General features: G+C 70.9%; 23 protein-coding genes. 13 read left to right on the top strand and 10 right to left on the bottom strand.

Annotated features, from left to right (window positions below; translation table 11 throughout):
- Positions 1-8 precede the first annotated feature (8 nt).
- The 4 genes from ACYU8V_RS10840 to ACYU8V_RS10825 are packed head-to-tail and all read left to right on the top strand — an operon-like array spanning position 9 to position 3,168.
- Positions 9-926 carry a F0F1 ATP synthase subunit gamma gene (locus ACYU8V_RS10840; protein WP_460847287.1) on the top strand — a complete coding sequence of 306 codons (918 nt, stop codon included), beginning with the start codon at positions 9-11 and terminating at the stop codon, positions 924-926.
- Between the two features lie 28 nt (positions 927-954).
- The gene (gene atpD / locus ACYU8V_RS10835; RefSeq protein WP_460847285.1) at positions 955-2,415 is read left to right on the top strand and encodes a F0F1 ATP synthase subunit beta; all 1,461 of its coding nucleotides are present in this window, start codon (positions 955-957) and stop codon (positions 2,413-2,415) included.
- Entirely contained in the window at positions 2,415-2,720 is a 306-nt protein-coding gene (locus tag ACYU8V_RS10830) for a F0F1 ATP synthase subunit epsilon (protein ID WP_460847284.1), read from the top strand. The genes atpD and ACYU8V_RS10830 overlap by 1 nt, the downstream gene beginning before the upstream one ends.
- 1 nt (position 2,721) lies before the next feature.
- On the top strand, positions 2,722-3,168 hold the full coding sequence (locus tag ACYU8V_RS10825) for a DUF2550 domain-containing protein (RefSeq protein WP_460847282.1): 447 nt from the start codon (positions 2,722-2,724) through the stop codon (positions 3,166-3,168).
- 18 nt (positions 3,169-3,186) lie between these two features.
- Here the strand turns inward: ACYU8V_RS10825 and ACYU8V_RS10820 are convergent, their stop codons facing one another.
- A complete protein-coding gene (locus tag ACYU8V_RS10820) occupies positions 3,187-4,179 on the bottom strand; it encodes an Ig-like domain-containing protein (protein ID WP_460847281.1) in 993 nt (330 codons plus the stop codon).
- A gap of 17 nt (positions 4,180-4,196) precedes the next feature.
- Positions 4,197-7,382, bottom strand: coding sequence for a DEAD/DEAH box helicase (locus ACYU8V_RS10815; protein ID WP_460847280.1), 3,186 nt, complete (start codon positions 7,380-7,382; stop codon positions 4,197-4,199).
- Between the two features lie 154 nt (positions 7,383-7,536).
- On the opposite strand from ACYU8V_RS10815, the gene ACYU8V_RS10810 reads away from it, so the two are divergent.
- On the top strand, positions 7,537-8,145 hold the full coding sequence (locus ACYU8V_RS10810) for a hypothetical protein (protein WP_460847279.1): 609 nt from the start codon (positions 7,537-7,539) through the stop codon (positions 8,143-8,145).
- A 12-nt stretch (positions 8,146-8,157) separates the two neighbouring features.
- On the opposite strand, the gene ACYU8V_RS10805 is transcribed toward ACYU8V_RS10810, so the two are convergent.
- Complete coding sequence (locus ACYU8V_RS10805; RefSeq protein ID WP_460847278.1) at positions 8,158-8,754, bottom strand: cob(I)yrinic acid a,c-diamide adenosyltransferase; 597 nt, start codon at positions 8,752-8,754, stop codon at positions 8,158-8,160.
- A 148-nt stretch (positions 8,755-8,902) separates the two neighbouring features.
- Here ACYU8V_RS10805 and ACYU8V_RS10800 point away from each other — a divergent pair, with 148 nt between their 5' ends.
- From ACYU8V_RS10800 to ACYU8V_RS10790, 3 genes are all read left to right on the top strand, one after another.
- Positions 8,903-9,220: an STAS domain-containing protein gene (locus ACYU8V_RS10800; RefSeq protein ID WP_460847277.1), complete on the top strand. Its 318-nt coding sequence runs from the start codon at positions 8,903-8,905 to the stop codon at positions 9,218-9,220.
- A gap of 88 nt (positions 9,221-9,308) precedes the next feature.
- A complete protein-coding gene (locus tag ACYU8V_RS10795; protein WP_460847276.1) occupies positions 9,309-11,336 on the top strand; it encodes a protein meaA in 2,028 nt (675 codons plus the stop codon).
- A 106-nt stretch (positions 11,337-11,442) separates the two neighbouring features.
- Positions 11,443-11,886 carry a DUF6069 family protein gene (locus tag ACYU8V_RS10790; protein WP_460847274.1) on the top strand — a complete coding sequence of 148 codons (444 nt, stop codon included), beginning with the start codon at positions 11,443-11,445 and terminating at the stop codon, positions 11,884-11,886.
- On the opposite strand, the gene ACYU8V_RS10785 is transcribed toward ACYU8V_RS10790, so the two are convergent.
- On the bottom strand, positions 11,873-12,232 hold the full coding sequence (locus tag ACYU8V_RS10785; RefSeq protein ID WP_460847273.1) for an ArsC/Spx/MgsR family protein: 360 nt from the start codon (positions 12,230-12,232) through the stop codon (positions 11,873-11,875). The two genes, ACYU8V_RS10790 and ACYU8V_RS10785, sit on opposite strands and share 14 nt — an antisense overlap.
- A gap of 141 nt (positions 12,233-12,373) precedes the next feature.
- On the opposite strand from ACYU8V_RS10785, the gene ACYU8V_RS10780 reads away from it, so the two are divergent.
- Entirely contained in the window at positions 12,374-14,119 is a 1,746-nt protein-coding gene (locus ACYU8V_RS10780; protein ID WP_460847271.1) for an alkaline phosphatase family protein, read from the top strand.
- Positions 14,120-14,153: 34 nt separating this feature from the next.
- On the opposite strand, the gene ACYU8V_RS10775 is transcribed toward ACYU8V_RS10780, so the two are convergent.
- Both ACYU8V_RS10775 and nucS read right to left on the bottom strand, forming a co-directional pair.
- The gene (locus ACYU8V_RS10775) at positions 14,154-14,762 is read right to left on the bottom strand and encodes a DUF952 domain-containing protein (RefSeq protein WP_460847269.1); all 609 of its coding nucleotides are present in this window, start codon (positions 14,760-14,762) and stop codon (positions 14,154-14,156) included.
- Between the two features lie 104 nt (positions 14,763-14,866).
- Positions 14,867-15,565 (bottom strand): endonuclease NucS, encoded by a 699-nt coding sequence (nucS, locus tag ACYU8V_RS10770; RefSeq protein ID WP_460847268.1) that lies wholly within the window; start codon positions 15,563-15,565, stop codon positions 14,867-14,869.
- A gap of 25 nt (positions 15,566-15,590) precedes the next feature.
- Between nucS and ACYU8V_RS10765 the strand changes: the two genes are divergently transcribed.
- From ACYU8V_RS10765 to ACYU8V_RS10755, 3 genes are all read left to right on the top strand, one after another.
- The gene (locus ACYU8V_RS10765) at positions 15,591-15,872 is read left to right on the top strand and encodes a DUF167 domain-containing protein (protein WP_460847266.1); all 282 of its coding nucleotides are present in this window, start codon (positions 15,591-15,593) and stop codon (positions 15,870-15,872) included.
- Positions 15,873-15,905: 33 nt separating this feature from the next.
- Positions 15,906-17,072 carry a 3-hydroxyacyl-CoA dehydrogenase NAD-binding domain-containing protein gene (locus ACYU8V_RS10760; protein WP_460847265.1) on the top strand — a complete coding sequence of 389 codons (1,167 nt, stop codon included), beginning with the start codon at positions 15,906-15,908 and terminating at the stop codon, positions 17,070-17,072.
- Positions 17,073-17,193: 121 nt separating this feature from the next.
- A complete protein-coding gene (locus ACYU8V_RS10755; protein ID WP_460847263.1) occupies positions 17,194-17,979 on the top strand; it encodes an alpha/beta fold hydrolase in 786 nt (261 codons plus the stop codon).
- Between the two features lie 10 nt (positions 17,980-17,989).
- On the opposite strand, the gene ACYU8V_RS10750 is transcribed toward ACYU8V_RS10755, so the two are convergent.
- Positions 17,990-18,526 (bottom strand): CGNR zinc finger domain-containing protein, encoded by a 537-nt coding sequence (locus ACYU8V_RS10750; protein WP_460847261.1) that lies wholly within the window; start codon positions 18,524-18,526, stop codon positions 17,990-17,992.
- A 38-nt stretch (positions 18,527-18,564) separates the two neighbouring features.
- Here ACYU8V_RS10750 and ACYU8V_RS10745 point away from each other — a divergent pair, with 38 nt between their 5' ends.
- Positions 18,565-19,548: an EamA family transporter gene (locus ACYU8V_RS10745; RefSeq protein WP_460847260.1), complete on the top strand. Its 984-nt coding sequence runs from the start codon at positions 18,565-18,567 to the stop codon at positions 19,546-19,548.
- On the opposite strand, the gene ACYU8V_RS10740 is transcribed toward ACYU8V_RS10745, so the two are convergent.
- The 3 genes from ACYU8V_RS10740 to ccrA all read right to left on the bottom strand — a co-directional run bounded on the left by ACYU8V_RS10740 (position 19,526) and on the right by ccrA (position 23,346).
- The gene (locus tag ACYU8V_RS10740; RefSeq protein ID WP_460847258.1) at positions 19,526-20,620 is read right to left on the bottom strand and encodes an AI-2E family transporter; all 1,095 of its coding nucleotides are present in this window, start codon (positions 20,618-20,620) and stop codon (positions 19,526-19,528) included. The genes ACYU8V_RS10745 and ACYU8V_RS10740 overlap by 23 nt on opposite strands.
- Positions 20,617-21,870: a hypothetical protein gene (locus ACYU8V_RS10735; protein ID WP_460847257.1), complete on the bottom strand. Its 1,254-nt coding sequence runs from the start codon at positions 21,868-21,870 to the stop codon at positions 20,617-20,619. The genes ACYU8V_RS10740 and ACYU8V_RS10735 overlap by 4 nt, the downstream gene beginning before the upstream one ends.
- A gap of 138 nt (positions 21,871-22,008) precedes the next feature.
- Positions 22,009-23,346, bottom strand: a complete 1,338-nt coding sequence (gene ccrA, locus ACYU8V_RS10730) for a crotonyl-CoA carboxylase/reductase (protein ID WP_460847255.1) — start codon at positions 23,344-23,346, stop codon at positions 22,009-22,011.
- Positions 23,347-23,435: the final 89 nt, after the last annotated feature.

Raw genomic sequence — 23,435 nt, 5'->3', positions numbered from 1 at the left:
GCTGACCCATGGCCGTATCGCTGCGTGAGTATCGTGCGCGGATCAAGTCGACGGAGTCGATGAAGAAGATCACGCGCGCCATGGAGCTCATCGCTGCGTCTCGCATCATCAAGGCGCAGCAGCGGGCCAACTCGGCCGCTCCCTACGCCCGTGAGCTGACCCGCGCGGTGTCCGCCGTGGCGACGTACTCCAACGTCGACCACGCGCTGACCACCGAGCCGGCGAACCCGACGCGTGCCGCGGTGCTGGTCGTGACCAGCGACCGCGGTCTCGCGGGTGCCTACTCCTCGAGCGTGCTGCGCGAGGGCGAGCAGCTCGTGGAGCGGCTCAAGGGCGAGGGCAAGGCGGTCTCCGCCTACATCTCCGGCCGCAAGGGCGAGGCGTTCTACAAGTTCCGCGGTCGTCCGATCGTCCAGGCCTGGACCGGTCACAGCGACCAGCCCACCTACGACGTGGCCAAGGAGATCGGTGAGACGCTGATCGAGGCGTTCCTCGCGGGTCAGGGCGAGGGTTCGGAGGGCGTGCACGAGGTGCACATCGTCTACACCCAGTTCCGGTCCATGCTGGTGCAGGAGCCGCACACCGTGCGCCTGCTGCCGCTCGAGGTCGTCGAGGGCGAGGAGAAGCCGGCCTCCGGCGAGGTCCTGCCGCTCTACGAGTTCGAGCCGTCGGCCGAGGCCGTGCTGGACGGGCTGCTCCCGCAGTACGTCGAGAGCCGGGTCTTCTACGCCCTGCTCCAGGCGGCGGCATCCGAGCTGGCTGCTCGCCAGAAGGCGATGAAGTCGGCGACGGACAACGCCGAGGAGCTCATCAAGAAGTTCACCCGGATCGCCAACCAGGCGCGCCAGGCGGGCATCACCCAGGAGATCAGCGAGATCGTGGGTGGCGTCAACGCACTGGCCGACGCCCAGGCCGGCGACGACTGACCCACCGATTGATTCAAGCAACGGAGTAATGGAAATGACTGCAACGGTTGAAGAGACCACCGCCGCCGGCGCGGGCTCGGTGGGACGCATCGCCCGAGTGATCGGCCCGGTCGTCGACGTGGAGTTCCCCGTCGACGCGATGCCCGCCATCTACAACAAGCTCGAGGTCGACGTGACCCTGGGCGGCGAGACGGTCACGCTGCCGCTCGAGGCCGCCCAGCACATCGGCGACGGCATGGTCCGCGCGATCTCCCTCAAGCCGACCGACGGCCTGGTCCGTGGTGCGCAGGTGCGCGACACCGGCAGCCCGATCATGGTCCCCGTCGGCGACGTCACGCTCGGTCACGTGTTCAACGCGACCGGCGACGTCCTCAACCTCGAGGAGGGTGAGGCGTACGACGTCAAGGAGAAGTGGGGCATCCACCGCAAGGCCCCGGCGTTCGACCAGCTCGAGTCCAAGACCCAGATGTTCGAGACCGGCATCAAGGTCATCGACCTGCTCACGCCGTACGTCACCGGCGGCAAGATCGGTCTGTTCGGTGGTGCCGGTGTCGGCAAGACCGTGCTGATCCAGGAGATGATCGCCCGCGTCGCCAAGAACCACGGCGGTGTGTCGGTGTTCGCCGGTGTCGGCGAGCGCACCCGTGAGGGCAACGACCTCATCGTCGAGATGAAGGAGGCCGGCGTCTTCGACAAGGTCGCCCTGGTCTTCGGCCAGATGGACGAGCCGCCGGGCACGCGTCTGCGCGTCGCCCTGTCCGCGCTGACGATGGCGGAGTACTTCCGCGACGTCCAGGGCCAGGACGTGCTGCTGTTCATCGACAACATCTTCCGGTTCACCCAGGCCGGCTCCGAGGTCTCCACGCTGCTCGGCCGCATGCCGTCCGCGGTGGGCTACCAGCCGAACCTCGCCGACGAGATGGGCACGCTGCAGGAGCGGATCACCTCGACCCGCGGTCGCTCGATCACCTCGATGCAGGCGATCTACGTCCCCGCGGACGACTACACCGACCCGGCCCCGGCCACCACGTTCGCGCACCTGGACGCCACGACCGAGCTCTCCCGTGAGATCGCGTCGCTCGGTATCTACCCGGCCGTGGACCCGCTGACCTCGACCTCCCGGATCCTCGACCCGCAGTACATCGGTCAGGCTCACTACGACTGCGCGATCCGCGTCAAGCAGATCCTGCAGCGCAACAAGGAGCTCCAGGACATCATCGCGATCCTCGGTGTCGACGAGCTGTCCGAGGAGGACAAGACCATCGTCACCCGGGCGCGTCGTATCCAGCGCTTCCTGTCGCAGAACACCTACGTCGCCAAGCAGTTCACCGGCATCGAGGGTTCGACGGTCCCGATCGCCGACACCATCGAGGCGTTCAACAAGATCTGCGACGGCGAGTACGACCACGTGGCCGAGCAGGCCTTCTTCATGTGCGGCGGTCTGGACGACGTCGAGGCGAAGTGGGCCGAGATCCAGGCCAGCCTCTGATGGCTGACGCACTGCGGGTCGAGCTCGTCTCCGCCGACCGGATCGTCTGGTCGGGGGAGGCCACCCAGGTCAACGCTCGCACGGTCGAGGGTGAGATCGGCATCCTGCGTGGGCACACGCCGGTGATGTCGCTGCTCGCCCCGAGCGTGGTCGAGATCGTGCCCGCCGAGGGTGAGAAGGTCGTCGCCTCGGTGGACGCCGGGTTCATCTCGGTGGCCAACGACCGGGTGTCGGTCCTGGCCGAGCACGCCGAGCTCGGCACCGGTCTCGCGGATGCTGCCAAGGCCGCGGAGCAGGCATCCTGACATGACCTGGTGGGGTGCGCTGCTGGATGTCTCCGGCGCCGTGCTCCTGCTGCTTGTCGGATACGGCGCCGGACTCATGGTCCGGCGCCGTTTCCTTGCCCGCCACGGCGGGACCTTCGAGCTGTCCCACCGCATCCGCGGCGGGGAGACCGGCCACGGCTGGGCGCTCGGCATGGGTCGCTACTCCGGCGACCGGCTCGAGTGGTTCCGGATCTTCTCGCTCGCGCTGCGCCCGCGGGCGGCCTGGGACCGCCACGCCCTGACCTACGACGGCCGCCGTGAGCCGCTCGGCGTCGAGCAGGCCTCGCTGTACCCCGACCACGTCGTCATCCGCTGCCAGGAGGCCGGAGGCGGCCTGGTCGAGCTGGCGATGAGCGAGGCGTCCCTCACCGGGTTCCAGGCCTGGCTCGAGGCACAGTCGCCCGGCACCGACTGGAACCGCTTCTGACTACAGGCCCCTCGGGCCTCACCGATGGACGGTCAGCGTCCGCACCGGCGACGTCGCCCGGGTGAGCGTGCTGCTCCCGAGGAAGACCGCGGTGAGCCGGTAGGTCCCGACCGCTCGGATCCGTACGGCGAAGATCCGCACCCCGTTGTCGGCGGCCCGCAGCGTGCCGCGGGCGATGATCGTGCCGTTCTTCTTGAGCACGACCGCCCCGGTGCGCGGAGCCGCTCCCGTGTGGCTCAACGTCACGCGAGCCGCGGTGGTGTTGCCGCTGAGGATGGTGGAGGGGCTCAGCCGCAGTCCCAGCGTGGGCCTGATCTTGGTGACGCGCAGGGTCTTGTCGGCGGTCACCGTCGACGCGCCGGGGGCGTTGGGCGTCCAGGACGCGTGGAGGCTGTGGGTCCCTACTGCCAGGTGTGCGGGCAGGTGGAACAGCCACCATCCGACGTGGCTCACGTCGGTGCCCATGTCACCGTTCTCGTCGATCAGGTCGACCGGGACGTCGGCCCCGTCGACGGTCAGGGTGATGGCGCCGTTCGCGACCTCGGTGGCGGCGACGACCTGCACTGAAGGCCCGTAGGCGCTGGTCGAGACCGCCTCGATGGCGACGTGCGGGTTCGGGTCGGTGGTCAAGACGTACTTCTCGCGCGCCGCCTCGCTGGCCGGGTCCCAGTTCCAATCGACGGTCGGCGTGCACGACATGTAGACGCCGATCTGCGCCCCGGGAGCGAACTGGTTGTCCAGGTCGTAGGAGTAGAAGAACGAGCCGCCGCTGTTGGCCGTGATCAGGCCCTCGAGGTGGTGATGGCTCGACGGGTCGGCGGTGTTCCAGACGTCGAGCGATACCGGCGAGGACGACGGGCAGCCGGCTCCCAGCACGCTGACGCTCGCATCCGGGGCCAGGGGACCGGTGGAGATCGCGATCTGCGGTGTGCTGGCCAGCGCGGGGGACACCGTCGCAGCCACGGTGGCGAGGGCGAGGGCGGCAGCGGCGACGTACCGAGCGATGCGCATGGCTCAGCGTCCCAGACTCAGTCCTCGGCGAACAGGTCCCGGATGTCGTCGGCGGAGATCGAGGTCGACATCGCGCCGTCGCCGTCGATCACCTGGGCGAACAGCTCGGCCTTGCGGGCCTTGAGCTCCATCACCTTCTCCTCGATGGTGTCGGTGGCGACCAGCCGGTAGACCATCACGCTGCGGGTCTGGCCGATCCGGTGCGCACGGTCGACGGCCTGCGCCTCGGCGGCGGGGTTCCACCACGGATCCAGCACGAACACGTAGTCGGCCTCGGTCAGGGTCAGCCCGACCCCGCCGGCCTTGAGCGAGATCAGGAAGACCGGCGCCTCGCCGGAGCGGAACTCCTCGATCGCGGCGCCGCGGTCGCGCGTCGCGCCGTCGAGGTACGCCGAGGCGATCCCCTCCGCGTCGAGCCGGCTCCGCACCCGGGCCAGGAAGGAGGTGAACTGGCTGAACACGAGGGCGCGGTGGCCCTCCTGGGTGAGCTCGGCGACGTGCTCGACGAGCACATCGAGCTTGGCCGAGCCGACCTTGTCGTGCTCGGGGTCCACGAGGGCGGGGTCGAGCGCGAGCTGGCGCAGCTTGGTGAGGGCGGAGAAGATCGCGACCCGGTTGCGGTCGTAGTCCTCGAGCAGGCCCAGCAGCCGCTGGCGCTCCTTGGCCAGGTGGGCGTCGTAGATCCGGCGGTGCCGCGGCTCCAGGACGACGTCGAGCTCCTGCTCCTGCTTCTCGGGGAGGTCGGCCGCCACCAGCTCCTTGGTCCGGCGCAGCATGAACGGCCGCAACCGCCGGCGGAAGCGCTCCAGCACCACCGCGTCGCCCGACTTCTCCACCGGCTTGACCACCAGGTCGGCGAACTGCCGGGGCCACGGGTAGAGGCCGGGCACGGCGATCGACAGCAGCGCCCACAGCTCCATCAGCCGGTTCTCGAAGGGCGTTCCGGTGACGCAGAGCCGGAAGGGCGCCGAGATCCGGCGGATGGCGGCGTACGTCTTGGACTGGTGGTTCTTGACCTGCTGGGCCTCGTCGAGGACGAGGCCGGCCCAGCGGAGGTCGGCGTACGCCGTCTCGGCCAGCCGCACCAGTGTGTACGTCGAGACCACCACATCGCTCTCGGCGGCGATCCGTGCCACGTCGTCGTCACGCCGGCCGACCACCCCGACGCGCAGCCCGGGCGCGTGGCGGGCCGCCTCGGACGCCCACGCGGTGACGACCGACGTGGGCGCGACGACGAGGAACGGGCCCTCGTCGGGCCGGTGCGCGCGGGCGTGCGCGATCAGGGCGAGGACCTGCAGCGTCTTGCCCAGGCCCATGTCGTCGGCGAGGATCCCGCCGAGCCCGTGCTGCCACAGGAACGCCAGCCACCAGAAGCCCTCGCGCTGGTAACTGCGCAGCTCGGTCACCAGCCCGGTCGGCTCGGGCTGGGGGATGGCCACCAGGTCGCGCAGCGCCTGCGCCCGGGCGACCCAGGCGGCGGCCTGGGTGTCGACCAGGCCGGTGTCGGCGAGCTGGGCCCACAGCCCGAGATCGCCCCGGCCGACGCCGATCGTGTCGCCGTCGCGCTCGCGCAGCTCGGCCGCGGCCGCCACCACCTCGCGCAGCCGGTCGAACTCGGGCCGGTCGGTGGTGATGTAGAGGCCGCTGGAGAGAACCAGGAACTCTGCGCCGACCGTCAGCGCGGCCAGCACGTCGGGCAACGGGATCCGCTCGCCCTCGACGGTCACCATCACCTCGAGGTCCAGCCAGTCGGTGTGGTCCGCGGGCGGCTCGACGAGCTCGAAGGCGATCTCCGGCGCGCCGGTGGCCTCGCGGAAGTCCGGTGCGTCCTCCTCGACCACGTCCAGACCCTCGACGGTGCGCAGGAACGGCAGGTCGTTGAGCGCGAAGGCCAGGGCGTCGCCGTCGTACAAGTCGGTGCGGTCGAGCAGGCCGCTCGGCAACCGCTCGGCGATGACCTGCTCGGCCTCGCGGTCGCGGATCCCGCTGGTGTCCACCGACCTGCCCAGCGCGAAGGTACGCCGGGCACGGCCGTCCTGGTACCTCCAGCTCCAGTCGAGCCCGACCTTCGTCGAGCTGTGCCAGGTCACGACCAGCGCGAGCGTGGGCTGCAGCGGCGCGGGGACCTCGACGGTCCCGTCGGAGGAGCGGACGCCGACCATCCGCTGCAGGCCGCGCAGCTGGTCGTGCAGGTCCTCGCGGTCGGCCGCGGGCACGACCAGCGCCGGGGTCTCCAGCAGCGAGCGCGCCGACGCGGTGAGCGGGGTGGTGGTGGGCGCGAGCGTGAGCCGGCCGTCGTCGAGCAGGCCGACCACGCGCGCGACCGGGAGCCCGATCGCGACGACCTCGTCGCCGTGCCAGACGCGCTCGCCGTCGTCGATCCCGACAGCGACCTCGGTGGTGGTGCCCTGGGCGGAGGCGCGCACGTCCGCGACCAGCTGGACCGGCTCCTCACGGAAGACGACCTCGCGCAGCGGAGCGCGGCAGACGATCTCCACACCCGCCTCCTGCGCCTCGCGCAGCAGCCGCACCGCGTGGTCGCCGAGGTCGCGCACGTCGGCCGCGGCCCCGCCGGAGTAGTAGCCGTGGTTGAGCTGGAGCGCGGACTGCAGCGCCACCAGTGCCGCCGCCTGGGCGGGCGGCAGCATCCGCCGCGCCGCGAGGAGGGGTACGTCGCTCCAGTCGGCGCCGGTCTTGATCCAGCGCTGCTTCGCGCCCGGGCGCAGCGGGCGCACCCGCACGGTGGCGCCGCTACCGGTCCACGACCGGCGGCGGGCCGGCTCGTAGGTGATCTCGAGTGCCATCGGCTGGACGTCGCCGTCGGGCGGGAGCTCGCGGCGCAGCTCCTCGGTGAGCCGCCCGAGGCTGGTGCGCCACTGCGGGGCCGACTGGCTGGGGACGAAGCCCCGCCGCAGCGCGAGCGCGACCGCGGCGCCGTGCTTGCACAGCGACTGCACCGGGCAGGTGCACACCGTGAACAGCCAGCCGTTGCGGCCGCCGCCGGCAACCTCGGCGTGCAACTGCACCTCGTAGGGCTCCTCCCGGCTCCCGGGAACCAGGGCCGTGGCCGTCACCGACCCCGCGCTGAGGGTGCTGACCTGCAGGTCGCGCACCGCATCGACGTACCCCTGCGCCCGCGACAGCGTCCCCGGGTCGAAGTGCTCCAGGAGGTAGGCGTCGGTCAGCGAGGAGAGGACGTTCATGGCCCGGTCATCGTGGCACGTCCCTGCGACAGACCCGAGTCCTCGTCCACAGCGCCCCGATGCCGCGCAACGGCTGACAGGAGGCCCCCGGAGCTCTAGCCTCGCGAGAGGTGGCCCGCCGCCCGACGGACCCGGATCGGCCGAGGAGGCAGGCATGTCGTGGTTCGCCCGTCACATCCGTGACAACGTCGTGGGCTATCTGGCCCTGGTGATCGCGCTCAGCGGAGCGTCGTACGCCGTGACGGCACTGCCCCGAGGCAGCGTCGGCACCGCGCAGCTCAAGAACGGGGCCGTGACGACGGCGAAGATCCACGACCACGCGGTCACGCCCCGGAAGATGGCGCCCGGCCTGCTCGGCCGCACCCGGTCGGTCGAGACCCAGGTCAACTTCGCCGACCCGAATCCCGCTGACCCGGTGGCGAGCCCCGACGACATCGCGCTGTACCACCCGCTCACCTGGTCCATGCCGAAGGCGGGTCACGCAACGATCGTGGTCGCGGTCGACAGCTTCGTGCAGTCCTGCTCGACGGGCTCCGCGACCGCCGGCCTGTACGTCGACGACAAGCCGGTCCCGCACACCCTCGTGAACCTGCCGAGCCAGTTCTTCTTCGACGGCCACCCGAACGCCGGTCAGCACTTCGGCGGCACTCTCTCCCTGGCCGCCGGCGCCCACCACGCCAACATCGGGGTGGACTGCTCGTCGGGCAACCTGTCGAGCGCCACCTACGGCAACGCGACCTGGACCCTCACGCTCTCGCAGTGAGCTCCCGGTGACTCAGGAGTCGGCCGGCGCCGCGTAGCCCCGGTCGCCGCCGGGCACCCACAGCACGTCGCCCACCTCGCGGTTCGCGTGCCGGGCGAGGATGAACAGCAGGTCGCTGAGCCGGTTGAGGTAGGTGATGGCCAGCGGGTTCATGGTCGCGCCGTGGACCTCGTACGCCGCCCAGGCGGCCCGCTCGGCCCGGCGTACGACGGTGCGGGCGACGTGCAGCTGGGCCGCCGCCGGCGTACCGCCGTTGAGGATGAAGGACCGCAGCTTCTCCAGGTCGGCGTTGAAGTGGTCGCACCACTTCTCCAGCCGGTCGATGGAGTGCTGCTCGATGCGCAGCGGCGGGTACTCCGGGTCGGGCACGATCGGGTTGCACAGGTCGGCGCCCACGTCGAACATCTCGTTCTGGACGTGGGTGAGGACGGCGACCACGTGGTCGGTCAGCCCCCCGGTCGCGACGGCGACGGCGATCTGGGCGTTCGCCTCGTCGACGGTCGCGTACGCCTCCAGCCGCAGATCGGTCTTGGAGGTGACGCTCATGTCGCCCAGACGGGTCTCGCCGGCATCGCCGGTGCGGGTGTAGATGCGGGTGAGGTTGACCATGGCCCGAGGGTACGGCGACGGCGACCGGGGTTGCGACACGCGCCTCCCGGGTACAGGTCACCTGCAACCGAACCGCATCCTGGCGCGTCACAGTAGTGAGCAACCGGGCGGCGCTCTTTCGGGAGGGCGCCGATGAGGGGAGTGGACCATGAACGAGCTGGACATCACCACCGACGGGCCCACGCTGCTGCTCAGCGGCGACTTCGACGTGCGGAGCACGGGTGTCGTGCGCAGCGCCATCTACGACCGGCTCTGGGCCGGCGACGGCGACCTGACCATCGACCTGCACGGGGTCGACTCGGTCGACCTGACCGCGCTGAAGGTGCTGGCCGCCGCCAGCCGGCGGGCGATCCGCGCGGGTCGCCACATCGTCCTGCGCGGGGCCACACCGCCCGTGCTGCGGATGCTGTACCTGAGCCACCTGATCCGGCTGGTCGAGCTCGAGCGCGACCACGCGGTCGCCTGATCCCCTCGGTATGCGCCCGCCGGGGGTTGCACATCCCACACCGGACGCCGTTACGCGGCGGTAGCAATTCCGCCTACGCTTCGCATTTATGAGTAGCGAGACCTCCTCCGCGCCCATCAGCCAGCCGAAGGACCGCCCCTGGGTGATGCGGACGTACGCCGGTCACTCGACCGCCGAGGCGTCCAACGCGCTCTACCGGACGAACCTGGCCAAGGGCCAGACGGGTCTCTCGGTCGCCTTCGACCTGCCCACGCAGACCGGCTACGACCCCGACTCGCCGCTGTCGCGCGGTGAGGTCGGCAAGGTCGGCGTACCGGTGCCGCACCTGGGGGAGATGCGCAAGCTCTTCAAGGACATCCCGCTCACCGAGATGAACACCTCGATGACGATCAACGCGACGGCGATGTGGCTGCTCGCGATGTACCAGGTGGTCGCCGAGGAGCAGAACCCCGACCTGTCGCCCTCCGAGGTCGCGCACCAGCTCGCCGGCACGACCCAGAACGACATCATCAAGGAGTACCTCTCGCGCGGGACCTACGTGTTCCCGCCGGAGCACTCGCTGCGGCTGATCGGCGACATGATCGCCTACACGGTCAACAACATCCCGAAGTGGAACCCGATCAACATCTGCAGCTACCACCTGCAGGAGGCCGGCGCGACGCCCGTGCAGGAGATCGCCTACGCGATGTGCACCGCGATCGCCGTGCTGGACCAGGTGAAGGCCTCGGGCCAGGTCTCCGACGAGGACTTCGAGAAGACCGTCGGCCGGATCTCCTTCTTCGTCAACGCGGGCGTCCGCTTCGTCGAGGAGATGTGCAAGATGCGCGCCTTCGTCGAGCTGTGGGACGAGATCACCCGTGAGCGCTACGGGGTGCAGGACGAGAAGATGCGCCGCTTCCGCTACGGCGTCCAGGTCAACTCGCTCGGCCTCACCGAGGCGCAGCCGGAGAACAACGTGCAGCGCATCGTGCTCGAGATGCTGGCCGTGACGCTGTCCAAGAAGGCACGTGCCCGCGCGGTGCAGCTGCCCGCGTGGAACGAGGCGCTCGGCCTCCCGCGACCGTGGGACCAGCAGTGGTCGCTGCGCCTGCAGCAGGTCCTGGCCTTCGAGTCCGACCTGCTGGAGTACGAGGACATCTTCGACGGCTCGCCGGTCATCGAGGCCAAGGTGCAGTCGCTGATCGAGGGCGCCAAGGCCGAGATCGATCGGGTCCAGGCGATGGGCGGCGCGATCGCCGCCGTCGACTCCGGCTACATGAAGCAGGAGCTCGTCTCCTCGCACGCCCGGCGCCGCGCCGCCATCGAGGACGGCCACGAGATCATCGTCGGCGTCAACAAGTTCGACACCACCGAGCCGTCGCCGCTGACCGCGAACCTGGACGAGGCGATCATGGTCGCCGACCCGAAGGCCGAGGAGGCCGCGCTCGCGTCGGTCAAGGCATGGAAGGAGCAGCGCGACCAGGCGGAGGTCGATGCGGCCCTCGCCAAGCTGGCCGAGGACGCCAAGTCCGGGGTCAACCTGATGGAGGCCACCCTCGCGGCCGCCCGTGCCGGCGCGACCACGGGGGAGTGGGCCGGGACGCTGCGCGAGGTGTTCGGCGAGTTCCGCGCGCCCACGGGCGTCTCCGGTGCGGTCGGCGTCGCCGAGGCCGGTGCCGAGCTGACGGCGGTGCGCGAGAAGGTCAGGGCCACGGGCGAGGAGCTGGGCGGCCGCCTGCGCCTGCTCGTCGGCAAGCCGGGCCTGGACGGCCACTCCAACGGGGCCGAGCAGGTCGCCGTACGTGCGCGCGACGCCGGCTTCGAGGTCATCTACCAGGGCATCCGGCTGACCCCCGAGCAGATCGTCGCCGCGGCGGTGGCCGAGGACGTGCACTGCGTCGGGCTCTCGATCCTGTCCGGCTCGCACATGGAGCTCGTGCCGGCGGTCCTCGAGGGCCTCAGGGCCCAGGGCATGGACGACGTCCCGGTCATCGTCGGCGGGATCATCCCCGACTCCGACGGCAAGGCGCTGATCGACATGGGCGTCGCCGCGGTCTACACGCCCAAGGACTTCGGCCTCACCCAGATCATGGACGGCATCGTCGAGGTGATCCGGAAGGCCAACGGGCTGGGCTGAGCCCGATCCGAGGTTCTCCCGAACGGGGCTGTCGAATCTCGACGGCCCCGTTCGTCGTAGGGGCATGAGGACGCACTCGGCGTCCCGCATCCGTAAGGAGCCCACCATGTCCGTCAGCACCGTCTCCACCGTCACCGCCACCCCCGCCACCTCCCGCGTCGCGCGTCCGGCCATCTGGAAGCACGGCCTGGCCGCCGCCGCCGGCGCCACGGCCGCCACCACCGTCGTCGCCGCGGTCGCGTCGGCGGCCGGGGTCTCGTTCGCCGACCGCACCGGCGCGTCCATCCCGATCTCCGGCTTCGCCGTGCTGACCATCGTCTTCTCGCTGATCGGCGTGGGGATCGCCGCGGTCCTCGCCCGTCGCGCGCGCAGCCCGCGACGTACCTTCCTGAGGATCACGGGGACGCTCGTGGTCCTGTCCCTGGTGCCCGACGCCGTCTCCGGCTTCGACGTGGCGTCGGCCCTCACCCTGATGGCCGACCACCTCGTCGCCGCCGCGATCGTGGTGCCCGTGCTGGCGCGACGCCTCGCGGCCGTCAGCCCGCGCTGATCACCCGCGCCAGCGACTCCTCATCGCGACCGACGACCGTGGTGCCGTCGGTCGCGGTGATGATCGGGCGTTGGATGAGCTTCGGGTGCTGTGACATCAGCTCCAGCCAGTCGGCGCGGTGGGCGGCGTCCTTGGCGGGCAGGGTGACGCCGAGGCCCTTCGCGTCCGCGGTGCGGGCGATGTCCCACGGCTCCAGCCCGAGCCGGGCCAGCACCTCCTCGAGCTCGGCGGTGGTGGGCGGCTCGTCGAGGTAGCGGCGTACGACGTAGTCCTTGCCGGCCGCGTCGAGCTCGCTCACGGCAGTGCGGCACTTGGAGCAGGCGGGGTTGAGCCAGATCTCGATCACGCCGTGCAATCTAGCGAGGCCGATCGAGGCTCTTGCAGGTTGTGTTCGGACAACCTTCACCGTGGGGGCTCGGGCGGTTACGCAACGGGTGGCTGAATCGGTTCGATCGGCCCCCTTCGGGGCTCCCACCAAGGAGTTCGCATGACTCGTCCTCTCCGCCGCGCCGGTGCCCTCGCCGGCACCGCGGCACTCCTCGCGGTCGGGTTGGGTGGCTATGCCGTCGCGCCCGGCGCCGCCGCCGCTCCCGCCCGCCACGTGCTGCTCATCTCCATCGACGGCATGCACCAGAGCGACCTCGCCTGGTACGTCGCCCAGCACCCGAGCTCGGCGCTGGCCCGGCTGGCCCACTCCGGCAGTGAGTACGCCGACGCAGCGGCCGCCAACCCCTCGGACTCCGACCCCGGCGGCACGGCGCTGATGACCGGTGGCACCCCGCGCACGACCGGCGTCTACTACGACGTGGAGTACAGCCACAAGGTCGATGAGCCCGGCGCGGCCTGCACGCCCGGCCAGGCACCGACGGGCGGCGACGTCGTCTACGACTCGCCCGACGACGCGCTGATGGACGCCGAGGGGCTGCCGTCCTTCGACGAGAACGGCAGCATCTACCCGGGCGGCGTCGACACCGATCCGGGCCGCATCATGGGCCTGCGGAACGACGCCTCCTCGTTCGACTTCTCGACCTTCCCGGTCGACCCGGCCACGTGCCGCAGCATCGCGCCGTGGGACTACCTCGGCGACAACACGATCTTCCAGGTCGTCCACGCAGCCGGCCTGCGCACCGCGTGGTCGGACAAGCACGCGGTCTACATGTCGTTCAACGGGCCCGGCTCGGGCGGCAGGGCCATCGACGACTTCTTCGGCCCGGAGATCGACTCGCTCGCCGTCGAGCCGGACGGCACGCCCTACCCGGAGGACGACGACTGGGCGCACATCGAGGCGGCCACCCGGCAGTACGACGGCTACAAGGTCCGGGCGATCCTGAACGAGATCGACGGCCGCGACCACTCCGGCACCACGAGGGTCGGCACCCCTGCGGTCTTCGGCATGAACTTCCAGGCGGTGTCGGTCGCGCAGAAGCTGCGCTCCACCTCGGCGTACCTCATCAAGAACGGGGACGGCACCTACACCGAGAGCGCGCCGCAGGCCGGCGGCTACCGCTGGGTCGACGGCAAGCTGGTCCCTGGACCGGTGCTGTCGAGCGCGCTGGACTACGTCGATGCCCAGGTCGGCCGGATGGTGGCGCAGATCCGCAAGGACGGCCTCGCCGGCTCCACCACCATCATCGTCACCGCCAAGCACGGGCAGTCGCCCCGCGACCCGAACCAGCTCGTCACGGTCAAGGACGGCCCGATCGTCGACGCGATCAACACGGCGTGGCAGCAGACCCACCCCGCGAACGCGCGGCTGATCGTCGCCGGCACCAACGACGACCTGTGGCAGTCCTACCTCTCCGACGACTCCCAGGCCGCCGACGACTTCGTCAAGGACTACCTGTGGAGCCACACCGCCCAGGGGTACGACGTGCACGGCGCCCCCGTCACCGTGCAGCACTCGGGCCTCGCGCGGATCTGGGCGGGCGCGGACGTCGCCGGGCTCTTCGGCACGTCGGTGGACGACGGCCGCTATCCCGACGTCTTCGGCAAGGTCCAGGAGGGCGTCGTCTACGCCAAGCCCACCAAGCTGGCCGAGCACGGTGGGATGAACGAGGGCGACCGGCACGTGCTCCTGGTCGTCGCCGGGCCGGGTGTCCCCTCGCAGGTCGTCACCTCGTCGGTCGCCACGACCCAGGTCGCGCCGACGATCCTGTCGCTGCTCGGGCTCGACCCGCAGCAGCTCGATGCCGTGCAGAAGGAGCACACCGCGGTGCTGCCCGGCTTGGGCTGAGGCCGTAGCCGGACTGCCGGGCTGCTGGGCGGGGTCAGGTGCGCCGGCGGTGGATCGCCACCGCCGCGACGATGCCGACGGCCACGCCCAGCAGGCCGGTGAGGGCCGGCAGGGGGGAGCCGCCGTCCAGCCCCGCCCCGATGATGATCCCGACGAAGCCGAGCGCGACGACCAGCAGGATCAGGGCCGCGTTGACGAACATCTCCCGGAAGTAGATCTGGGCGAACGTGCCCTCCGGTCGCGGGGGCGTCCCGGGCGCGGGCGCGCTCGCTGCTGGCGCGGGCGCGGGCGCCGGTGTCGGTGTGGGTGTCGGCGTCGTGGCGGTGTCCAGGGGGATCGCCTTCACCACGGCATCCACGGACAGCGGCCCGTAGATGTGCGGGAAGGTCTCGGTCCCGCCGGGCACGGCCGGCTCCTCGATCAACGGTACGCCGAGCCGGTCGGTGTCGATCTGCAGCAGCACCAGCGGCTCGCTGACGCCGGCGTAGAACCGCTCGCGCACGGCCGGCCACTGGTCCCCGCGGCTGGCGTGGATGAACCCCTCCTCGGCAAGCGTCCTGCCCCGGGTGGAGATCGTGTACCTGCCGGCCTCCTGGGCCGCCGCCCAGTCCGACGCCAGCGCCAGGTGGAAGATCGTCGCCATGCGCCGACCCTAGGGTGTGGGCGAGGCGAGGGTGACGCCGACCATCGAGGGTGCTCAGGATCGCCGACGGCGTCGTGGTGCCGGTCACCTCGGCGTCGAGGCGATCAGAAGAGGCGGTCGGTCGGGTCGTCCAACCCGCGGAGCACGTCGTAGTCCACGACCGCACAGGCGATGCCCCGGTCCTCGGCCAGCACACGCGCCTGGGGCTTGATCTCCTGTGCGGCGAAGATTCCGCGCACCTCGCCGCGCGTGGTCAGCAGCGGGTCGCGGTTGAGCAGCTCCAGGTAGCGGGTGAGCTGCTCGACGCCGTCGATCTCGCCGCGGCGCTTGATCTCCACGGCGACCGACAGCCCCGAGGCGTCGCGGCACATCAGGTCGACCGGGCCGATGGCGGTGGGGAACTCCCGGCGTACCAGCGTCAGGCCCTCACCCAGGGTCCCGGGGTGGTCGGCGAGGAGCTCCTGCAGGTGCTTCTCGACACCGTCCTTCTGCAGGCCGGGGTCGACACCGAGCTCGTGGGAGGAGTCGTGGAGGACCTCCTCGATGAGGATCCGCAGCGTGTCGGCGGGGGCGTTCTTGGCGGCCTTGGCGGTGACGGTCCACTCGATCCGGCCGTCATCCGCGGCGCCCTCGACGACGGTGCACGGCGGCGACATCCAGTTCAGCGGCTTGTAGGAGCCGCCGTCGGAGTGCACGAGCACCGACCCGTCGGACTTCAGCATGAGCACCCGGGTCGCCATCGGGAGATGGGCCGTCAGCCGCCCCGCATAGTCCACCTGGCACCGCGCAACCACGAGTCTCACGGTCGTGCAACTTACCCTGAGCACCGTGGAGATCGAGCCCGGACGTCCGTGGTGGCGCCCGGACGGCGACGGCTGGCTGCTGTCGGTGCGGGTGCAGCCGGGTGCGTCGCGCACCGAGGTGGTCGGGGAGTACGGCGACCAGCTCCGCATCCGCCTCGCCGCGCCGCCCGTCGACGGCAAGGCCAACGCCGCCCTCGAGCGCTTCCTGGCCGAGGAGCTGGGCCTGCCGCGGGCGGCCGTGACGGTCCGCCGCGGCCACACGTCGCGCTCCAAGGTGGTCTTCGTCTCGCCTGTTACCAACGGGTAGAACAGGCGTCCGGGGGATGGGACACTGTCCGGCATGCCTACGAGTGAGCAGATCTTCGACACCCTGGTGCTTCCGTACCTGAACCACGCGGTCCGGATGAACGAGGCCGGCTACGCCTCGGTCACCGACATCGACAACGGCATGCGGTTCGGCTGCGGCTACGCCAAGGGCCCGCTGACCGTCATCGACGAGCTGGGCGCGGCCGCCGTGCGCGACAAGCTCGCCGCTCGCTTCGCCGAGACCCAGGACCACCTGCACCAGCCGGCCGACCTGCTGGAGAAGCTGGCCAACGAGGGCGGCACGTTCGCCGAGCTCGGTGCCGCCGGCGACGCAGCGGCCCCCGAGCTCAAGCGCGAGATCCGCAAGGTCGGTGTCGTCGGCACCGGCACCATGGCCTCGGGCATCGTCCAGGTCTTCGCCCAGGCCGGATACGACGTCGTCTTCGTCGGCCGCACCCAGGAGAAGCTCGACGGCGTCTACGCCTACATCGGCAAGAACCTGGACCGGGCCATCGCCAAGGGCAAGTCGACCGAGGACGACAAGTCCGACCTGCTCGACCGCCTCACCGGCTCGACCGAGCGCGAGGCGCTCGGCGACGTCGACATCGTGGTCGAGGCCATCGCCGAGGACCTCGACGTCAAGCTCGAGCTGTTCCGCGACCTGGACGGCATCTGCAAGCCGGGCGCGATCATCGCGACCACGACGTCCTCCCTGCCGATCACCCAGCTCGGTGCGGCCACCGACCGCCCGGCCGACGTCATCGGCATGCACTTCTTCAACCCGGCGCCGGTCATGAAGCTGGTCGAGGTCGTCACCACGCCGGCCACCGCCGCCGACGTCAACGAGACCGTCCTCGCGCTGTGCGCGAACGTCGGCAAGGTCGCCGTCTCCTGCGGTGACCGCTCGGGCTTCATCGTCAACTGCCTGCTGTTCCCCTACCTCAACGACGCGGTCCTGCTGTCGGAGTCCGGTGTGGAGCTGGGCGAGATCGACGCCGCCATCAAGGAGACCGCCGGCTTCCCGATGGGCCCGTTCGAGCTGCTGGACGTCGTCGGCAACGACGTGTCGCTGGCCATCCAGAAGGAGCTCTACGCCGAGTTCAAGGAGGAGGGCTTCGCGCCGGCCACGACCCTGGAGGCGAAGGTCGCCGATGGCGAGCTCGGTCGCAAGACCAAGAAGGGCTTCCACGACTACGCCTGATCGGCCGAGCGCGTCTCCGGCGGCCCCGCCCTCGGGACCACAGTTCCGTTGCCGGTGCGGTCCGGAGGCGGGCGGTCCGCCTCCCGCCGCGCTGCCGGCGGCCGCCAAGTAGCCTTCACGCGTGACGCTTCACCACACGACCCTCGGCACCGCCGGGGGTCGTGTGGTCTTCCTGCACGGCCTGTTCGGCCAGGGGCGCAACTGGACCACCATCGCGCGGGCGCTGGCCGGTGAGCACCGGATCGCCCTGGTCGACCTGCCCCAGCACGGCCGGTCGCCGTGGTCGGACCACTTCGACTACGTCGAGATGGTCGATCAGGTCGCCGAGCTCATCGCCGACGAGCCGGCGGCCGTGGTCGGGCACTCCATGGGCGGCAAGGTCGCGATGCTGCTCGCGCTGCTGCACCCCGACCTGGTGACCCGGCTGGTGGTGGCCGACATGTCGCCGGTGCGGTACGACGGCGGCGTCGGCGGCCTGGGGCGCTACGCCCGGGCGCTGCTGGACCTCGACCTCGCGCAGGTCCGCACCCGCGAGGACGCCGACCGGCTGCTCGAGCCGGACGTCCCCGACGCCACGATCCGCAGCTTCCTGCTGCAGAACCTCCGCCGCGACTCCGAGGCTCCCAGCGGCTGGGCGTGGCAGCCGAACCTGGCCGTCCTCGAGCGGGACATGGCGGTGATCGCGGATTGGCCCGAGGACCGGCTGGCCGGTGTGCCGGCGTACGAGAGGCCGGTGCTGTGGATGGCGGGTGGTCGCTCGGACTACGTCCGGGAGGAGTACGCCGCCGCGATGGACCGCTGGTTCCCCCGCAACCGCACCGTGGTGCTCAAGCAGGCCGGCCACTGGCTGCACTCCGAGCAGCCCGAGCTGTTCACCGAGGTGCTGCGCCGCTTCCTCGACGCCTGACCGGACCTGATCAGCCCTGCGCCTGCCGGGCCCGGTAGGCCGCCACCGCGTTGCGGTTGCTGCAGGTGGTCGAGCAGAACCGACGCGAGCGGTTGCGCGACAGGTCGAGCACCACGCCGTCGCAGTCGTCGTCGGCGCACAGCCCGAGCCGGGACAGCTCGTCGGCGCGGATGACGTCGATCATCGCCATCGCGGTCTCCACCATGATCCGGTCGGCGAGCGGCCGGTCGGCGTCGACGGCGTGCAGGTGCCAGTCGAGCGGCTCGTGGCGCACCAGCTGGGGGAGCGCCCGGTGCCGGCGCAGGATCTCGTTGACCAGGTCGACCGCGGTATCGCGGTCGGCGGTCAGCAGCGCGCGCAGCTCGGGGCGGATGCGTCGTACCGACTCCAGCTCGGCCTCGTCGCCGTCGTGGCGGCCGGTGTAGTCCTGCTCGGCGTAGAACGCGTCGAGCTCCTCGACCGTGGTCAGCGTGTCCGGGTCGTCGGCGCTGTTGGCGAGCAGCACGGCTGCCTGGAGCGCGAACCCTGTGTCATCGGCGAAAACCACTTTGACATCTTACGACAAGATGCCTAGTGTCATGAGTCATGACCGCAATAGCCGATGACAAGCGCGCGATGCAGGCCCGCCCTGCGCCGATCGGCGGCGTGCCGCTGGCGCTGCTCTCGGCGGTCTCCTTCTCGCTGGCCGGCGCCCTTGCCCGACCGCTGTTCGACGCCGGGTGGAGCCCCGGAGCGGTCGTGCTGGTGCGGATGAGCCTGGGCGCGCTGGTCGTGCTGCCGTTCGCGCTGCGCTCGCTCGCCGGGCGCTGGCACCTGCTGCGCGCCGGCCTGCCGACCCTGGTCGTGTACGGCGTCCTCGCGGTGGCCGGAGCGCAGTTCTGCTACTTCTCGGCGGTCCAGCACATGCAGGTCGGGCCGGCGCTGATGATCGAGTACACCTCGCCGGCCGCCGTCGTCGGCTGGCTGTGGTGGCGCCACGGCCAGCGGCCGGGTCGGCTCACGGTCGCGGGCGCGCTCGTCGCCGCGCTGGGGCTCCTGCTCGTGCTCGACCTGTTCTCGGGCGCGCACCTGTCCTCGGCCGGCGTCGCGTGGGCGATGGCGGCGATGGTCGGCGGCGCCGCGCACTTCGTGGTGTCCGCGGACGACCGCTCCGGGCTTCCGCCGCTGGCGCTGGCCGGCGGCGGGCTGCTCGTCGGCACGGCCGTGCTCGGCGTGCTCGCCCTCGTCGGGGTGCTGCCGATGACCACGAGCACCGCCTCCCTGACCTACGCCGGGACGCAGGTCGCCTGGTGGGTGCCGTTGCTCGCCCTCGGCCTGGTGACCTCGGCGCTGGCCTATGCCACGGGCATCGGCGCGGCCCGCGCGCTCGGATCGCGGCTGTCCTCGTTCGTCGCGCTCAGCGAGGTCGTCGCGGCCGTGCTGTGGGCGTGGGCGCTGCTGGGCGAGCTGCCCGCGCTGGTCCAGCTGGCCGGCGGCGTGCTGATCCTGATCGGGGTGATCGCGGTCAAGCTGGGGGAGCCGGCGTTGGCCGACCTCAGCCCTGAGCTCAGCGCAGATCCTGCTGCTTGACGACCATCTCGCGGAACAGCAGCAGGATCGCGGCCGCGACCGGGATCGCGATGAGCGCACCGACCACGCCGAGGAGCGCCGCGCCGATGAGGGCCGCGACGACCGTGACCGCGCCGGGCACGTCGACCGAGCGCTTCATCACGTTGGGGTAGATCAGGTAGTTCTCGACCTGCTGGTAGGCGATGTAGAAGATCACGCAGGCGATCCCGCTGCCGACGTCGGTGGCGAACGCGATCGCGCAGACGACGACCGCCCCGATGGTCGCCCCGATCATCGGGATCACGTCGAGGATCGCCACCACGAAGGCGAGGGCGACGGCGTACTGGCTGATGCCGGTGAAGGTCAGGAACACCAGCGACGACAGGCCGGCGCAGACGGCGACGACGAACGCGCCGGACACGTAGCCGCCGATGTTGGCGATCACCTTGTCGCCGAGCAGCTCCACGCGGCGGCGTCGCGAGGCCGGCGCCAGCTGGTAGATCGCGTGCGTGGTGGTCTTCAGCGACGCCAGGAAGTAGAGCGTCAGCACGATGATGATGAACGCGTTGAACAGCGCCGAGATGATCTTGAGCCCGAAGCCCAGCGCGCCGCCGAACAGCGCCGAGACGAAGTCGCCGCTCGAGACGAAGTTCTTGATCTTGTCGATGACGTCGTAGTCGTCGTTGATCTTCTGGACCTGCTTGTTCCGCTCCAGCTCGTCGAGCCAGTGCGGGATGTTCGTGCTCAGCGCCTGCACCTGGTCGGTGATGACCGGCACGATGGCGACCAGGAACAGCGCGACGACCACCAGCGCGATCACGATGACGGTCGCGACGGCCGCGGAGCGCCGGAAGCGGTGCCGCTCGAGGAACTCCACCGACGGGTTCAGCCCGGCGGCGAGGAAGAACGCCACCAGGATCATGATCAGGACCGAGCCGGTCCCCAGGACCATGTTGTAGAGCGCGAACGCGAGCAGAGCGCCGAGCGCGCCGACGAACCCCACGAAGAAGGGGGAGCGTCGGTCGAACGGCTTGCCGAGGACGCCGTACGCCGGCTCCGGCTGCTCCTCGGTCGCCGGGCTGGCCTCGCTCAACTCTCGTCCTCGCCGAAGCCGGCCACCAGGTCGGCCAGCGAGGACAGCTGCGCGGTGATCGCGTCGCGGCGCTTGGTCAGGCGGTCCAGCTCGGCGCGGGTCGAGGCGGCCTGGCGCTCGGCCTCGGCGTCGCCGCTCGCGGTCAGCGCCTCGGCCTGGGTGCGGGCCGAGGCGAGGATCTGCTCGGCCTCGTTGCGCGCCCGGGTCAGCAGGCTCTCGGCCTCGGACTGGGCGGCGGCACGGTTGGCGGCGGCCTGGCGGCTCGCCTCCGCGGCGCGCTCCTCGGCGGCGATCGCGCGCTGCTCGGCCTCCTCGACCAGCTTGCGGGTCTCGGCCACGGCGCTCTTGTGGTGGTCGGTGGCCTCGCGGGCGAGGCGCTCCTTCTCCACGGCGAGCATCCGGCGGGCCTCCTGGACCTCACGGTCGGCGGCGGCGCGCGCCTGCTCGACCTCGCGCTGCACCTCGCTGCGCTGCTCGCTGGCCTCCTGCTGGGCGGCGAGACGGTGCTGGTCGGCCTCGCGGCGGGCCGCGGCCAGGGTGTCCTCGGCCTCGCTCTTGGCGAGGGCGCGCTCCTGCTCGGCGTCGGCCAGCAGGCGGGTGCGGTTCTCCTCCATCTCGGCCCGGTGGGCGGTGCGCAGCTCGTCGGTCGCGCGCGCCGCCTCGGCGCGGATGGCCTTCGCGTCGCGGTTGGCCTGCTCGACGACCTCCTTGGCCTCGCGCTTGGCCTCCTCGCGGATGACGGAGGCCTCCTCCTCGGCGAGCCGCAGCATCGCGCTGGCTCGGCCGCCGAGACCGGCGTACGACGGCTTGTCGTGCTCGGCCAGCGACTCCTTGAGCTGGGCGATCTCCTTCTCCAGCTCGATGACACGGCGCTCGGACTCCTCCAGGCTCGCGCCGAGGGTGGCCTTCTCGCCGGAGAGCTGGCGGATGTGGCTGTCGACGGCCGCCTTGTCGTAGCCGCCGCGGCGGACCAGGGGCAGGCTGCTCAGCGAGGACGGCGTCGAACCGGGCGCCCCGGTGGGCGCCGTGGCGCTGGGGCGCGCCGGGGCAGCAGGGGCGGGAGGCGCGGCGGCTGCGGGCGCGGCGGGGGCGGCGCTCGGCGCGGCCGGCGGCTGGGCCGGCGAGGGGATGTCGGACTTGACGACGGGGATGACCTGGGTGGCCGTGGAGTCGGCCTTCGGCTCGGAACCCGCCTTCTCCACGGTCTCGGACGGCTCGTTCTCGAAGATGGACAGGCCCTGGTCGCTCATCGCGGAGTGCTCCATACGGCTCGGGGGTGATGGGGTCCGGACCATGATCCCCGATGGAACGAACAGATCCCACCCCGGCATGCCGGGGTGGGATCCGTTGTGACGCTCAGTACGCCGTTCGGCGTACCGACTGCTCGCTCAGATGCCGCGGAACAGGTTGATCTTGTCGATGTGCTGCTCGCGCAGCTCCTCGTTCTTGACGCCGAGGCCCTCCTCGGGGGAGAGGCACAGGACGCCGACCTTGCCCTGGTGCTTGTTGTGGTGCACGTCGAGCGCCGCCTGGCCGGTCTCCTCCAGGGAGTAGACCCGCGACAGGGTGGGGTGGATCTTGCCCTGCGCGATGAGGCGGTTGGCCTCCCACGACTCGCGGTAGTTGGCGAAGTGGCTGGAGATGATCTTCTTGAGGTTCATCCACAGGTAGCGGTTGTCGTACTCGTGCATGTAGCCCGTGGTCGACGCGCAGGTGGTGATGGTGCCGCCCTTGCGCGTGACGTAGACGCTCGCGCCGAAGGTCTCGCGGCCCGGGTGCTCGAAGACGATGTCGATGTCCTCGCCGCCGGTGAGCTCGCGGATGGCCTTGCCGAAGCGCTGCCACTCCTTCGGGTTCTGCTTGGTGCCGTCCTCGTTCCAGAACTTCGGGGCGAGCTCGGAGCGGTTGATGATCTTGTCGGCGCCCATGTTGCGCACGATCTGGGCCTTCTCCTCGTTGGAGACCACGCAGATCGGGTTCGCGCCGCCGTTGAGGGCGTACTGGGTGGCGAAGCCGCCGAGGCCGCCCGAGGCGCCCCAGATCAGCACGTTGTCGCCCTGCTTCATGTTGCCGCCGTTGGCCGAGACGAGCTGGCGGTAGGCGGTGCAGTTGACCAGGCCGGGGGAGGCGGCCTCCTCCCAGGTGAGGTGCTCCGGCTTCGGCATGAGCTGGTTGGCCTTGACCATCGCCACGTCGGCGAGGCCGCCGAAGTTGGTCTCGAAGCCCCAGATGCGCTGGGAGGGGTCCATCATCGTGTCGTTGTGGCCGTCGGGGGCCTCGAGCTCGACCGAGAGGCAGTGCGCGACGACGCGGTCGCCCGGCTTCCACTTGGTCACGCCCGCGCCGACCGCGAGGACGACGCCGGACAGGTCGGAGCCGACGACGTGGTACGGCAGGTTGTGCCGCGCGCCCAGGTCGGACTCGCGTCCGTAGCGCTCCAGGAAGCCGAAGGTGGAGACGGGCTCGAAGATCGAGGTCCACACGGTGTTGTAGTTGATGGCGGAGGCCATCACCGCGACGAACGCCTCGCCCGGGCCGAGCTCGGGAAGCGCCACGTCGTCGACGTGGAGGGACTTGCGGGGGTCCTTGTCGCGGGACTCGAGGCCCTCGAACATGTCGACCTCGTCCTTGTGGACGGTCACGGCGCGGTAGGACTCGGGGAGCGCCAGGTTGGCGAACTCCTCTGAGCTGGCGTCGGCCTGGATGGCGTCGAGGATGTGCTGCACGGTCGTCGTCTCCCTAAGCGGATGTGGAGTGGGTGGCAATACGGCCGTCGGGCAGGTTACCGGCCATTAACCGTCTGAGAGCGGGTTCG

Source organism: Nocardioides ultimimeridianus (assembly GCF_054777895.1).
This window is presented reverse-complemented; position numbering and strand designations above follow the sequence as displayed.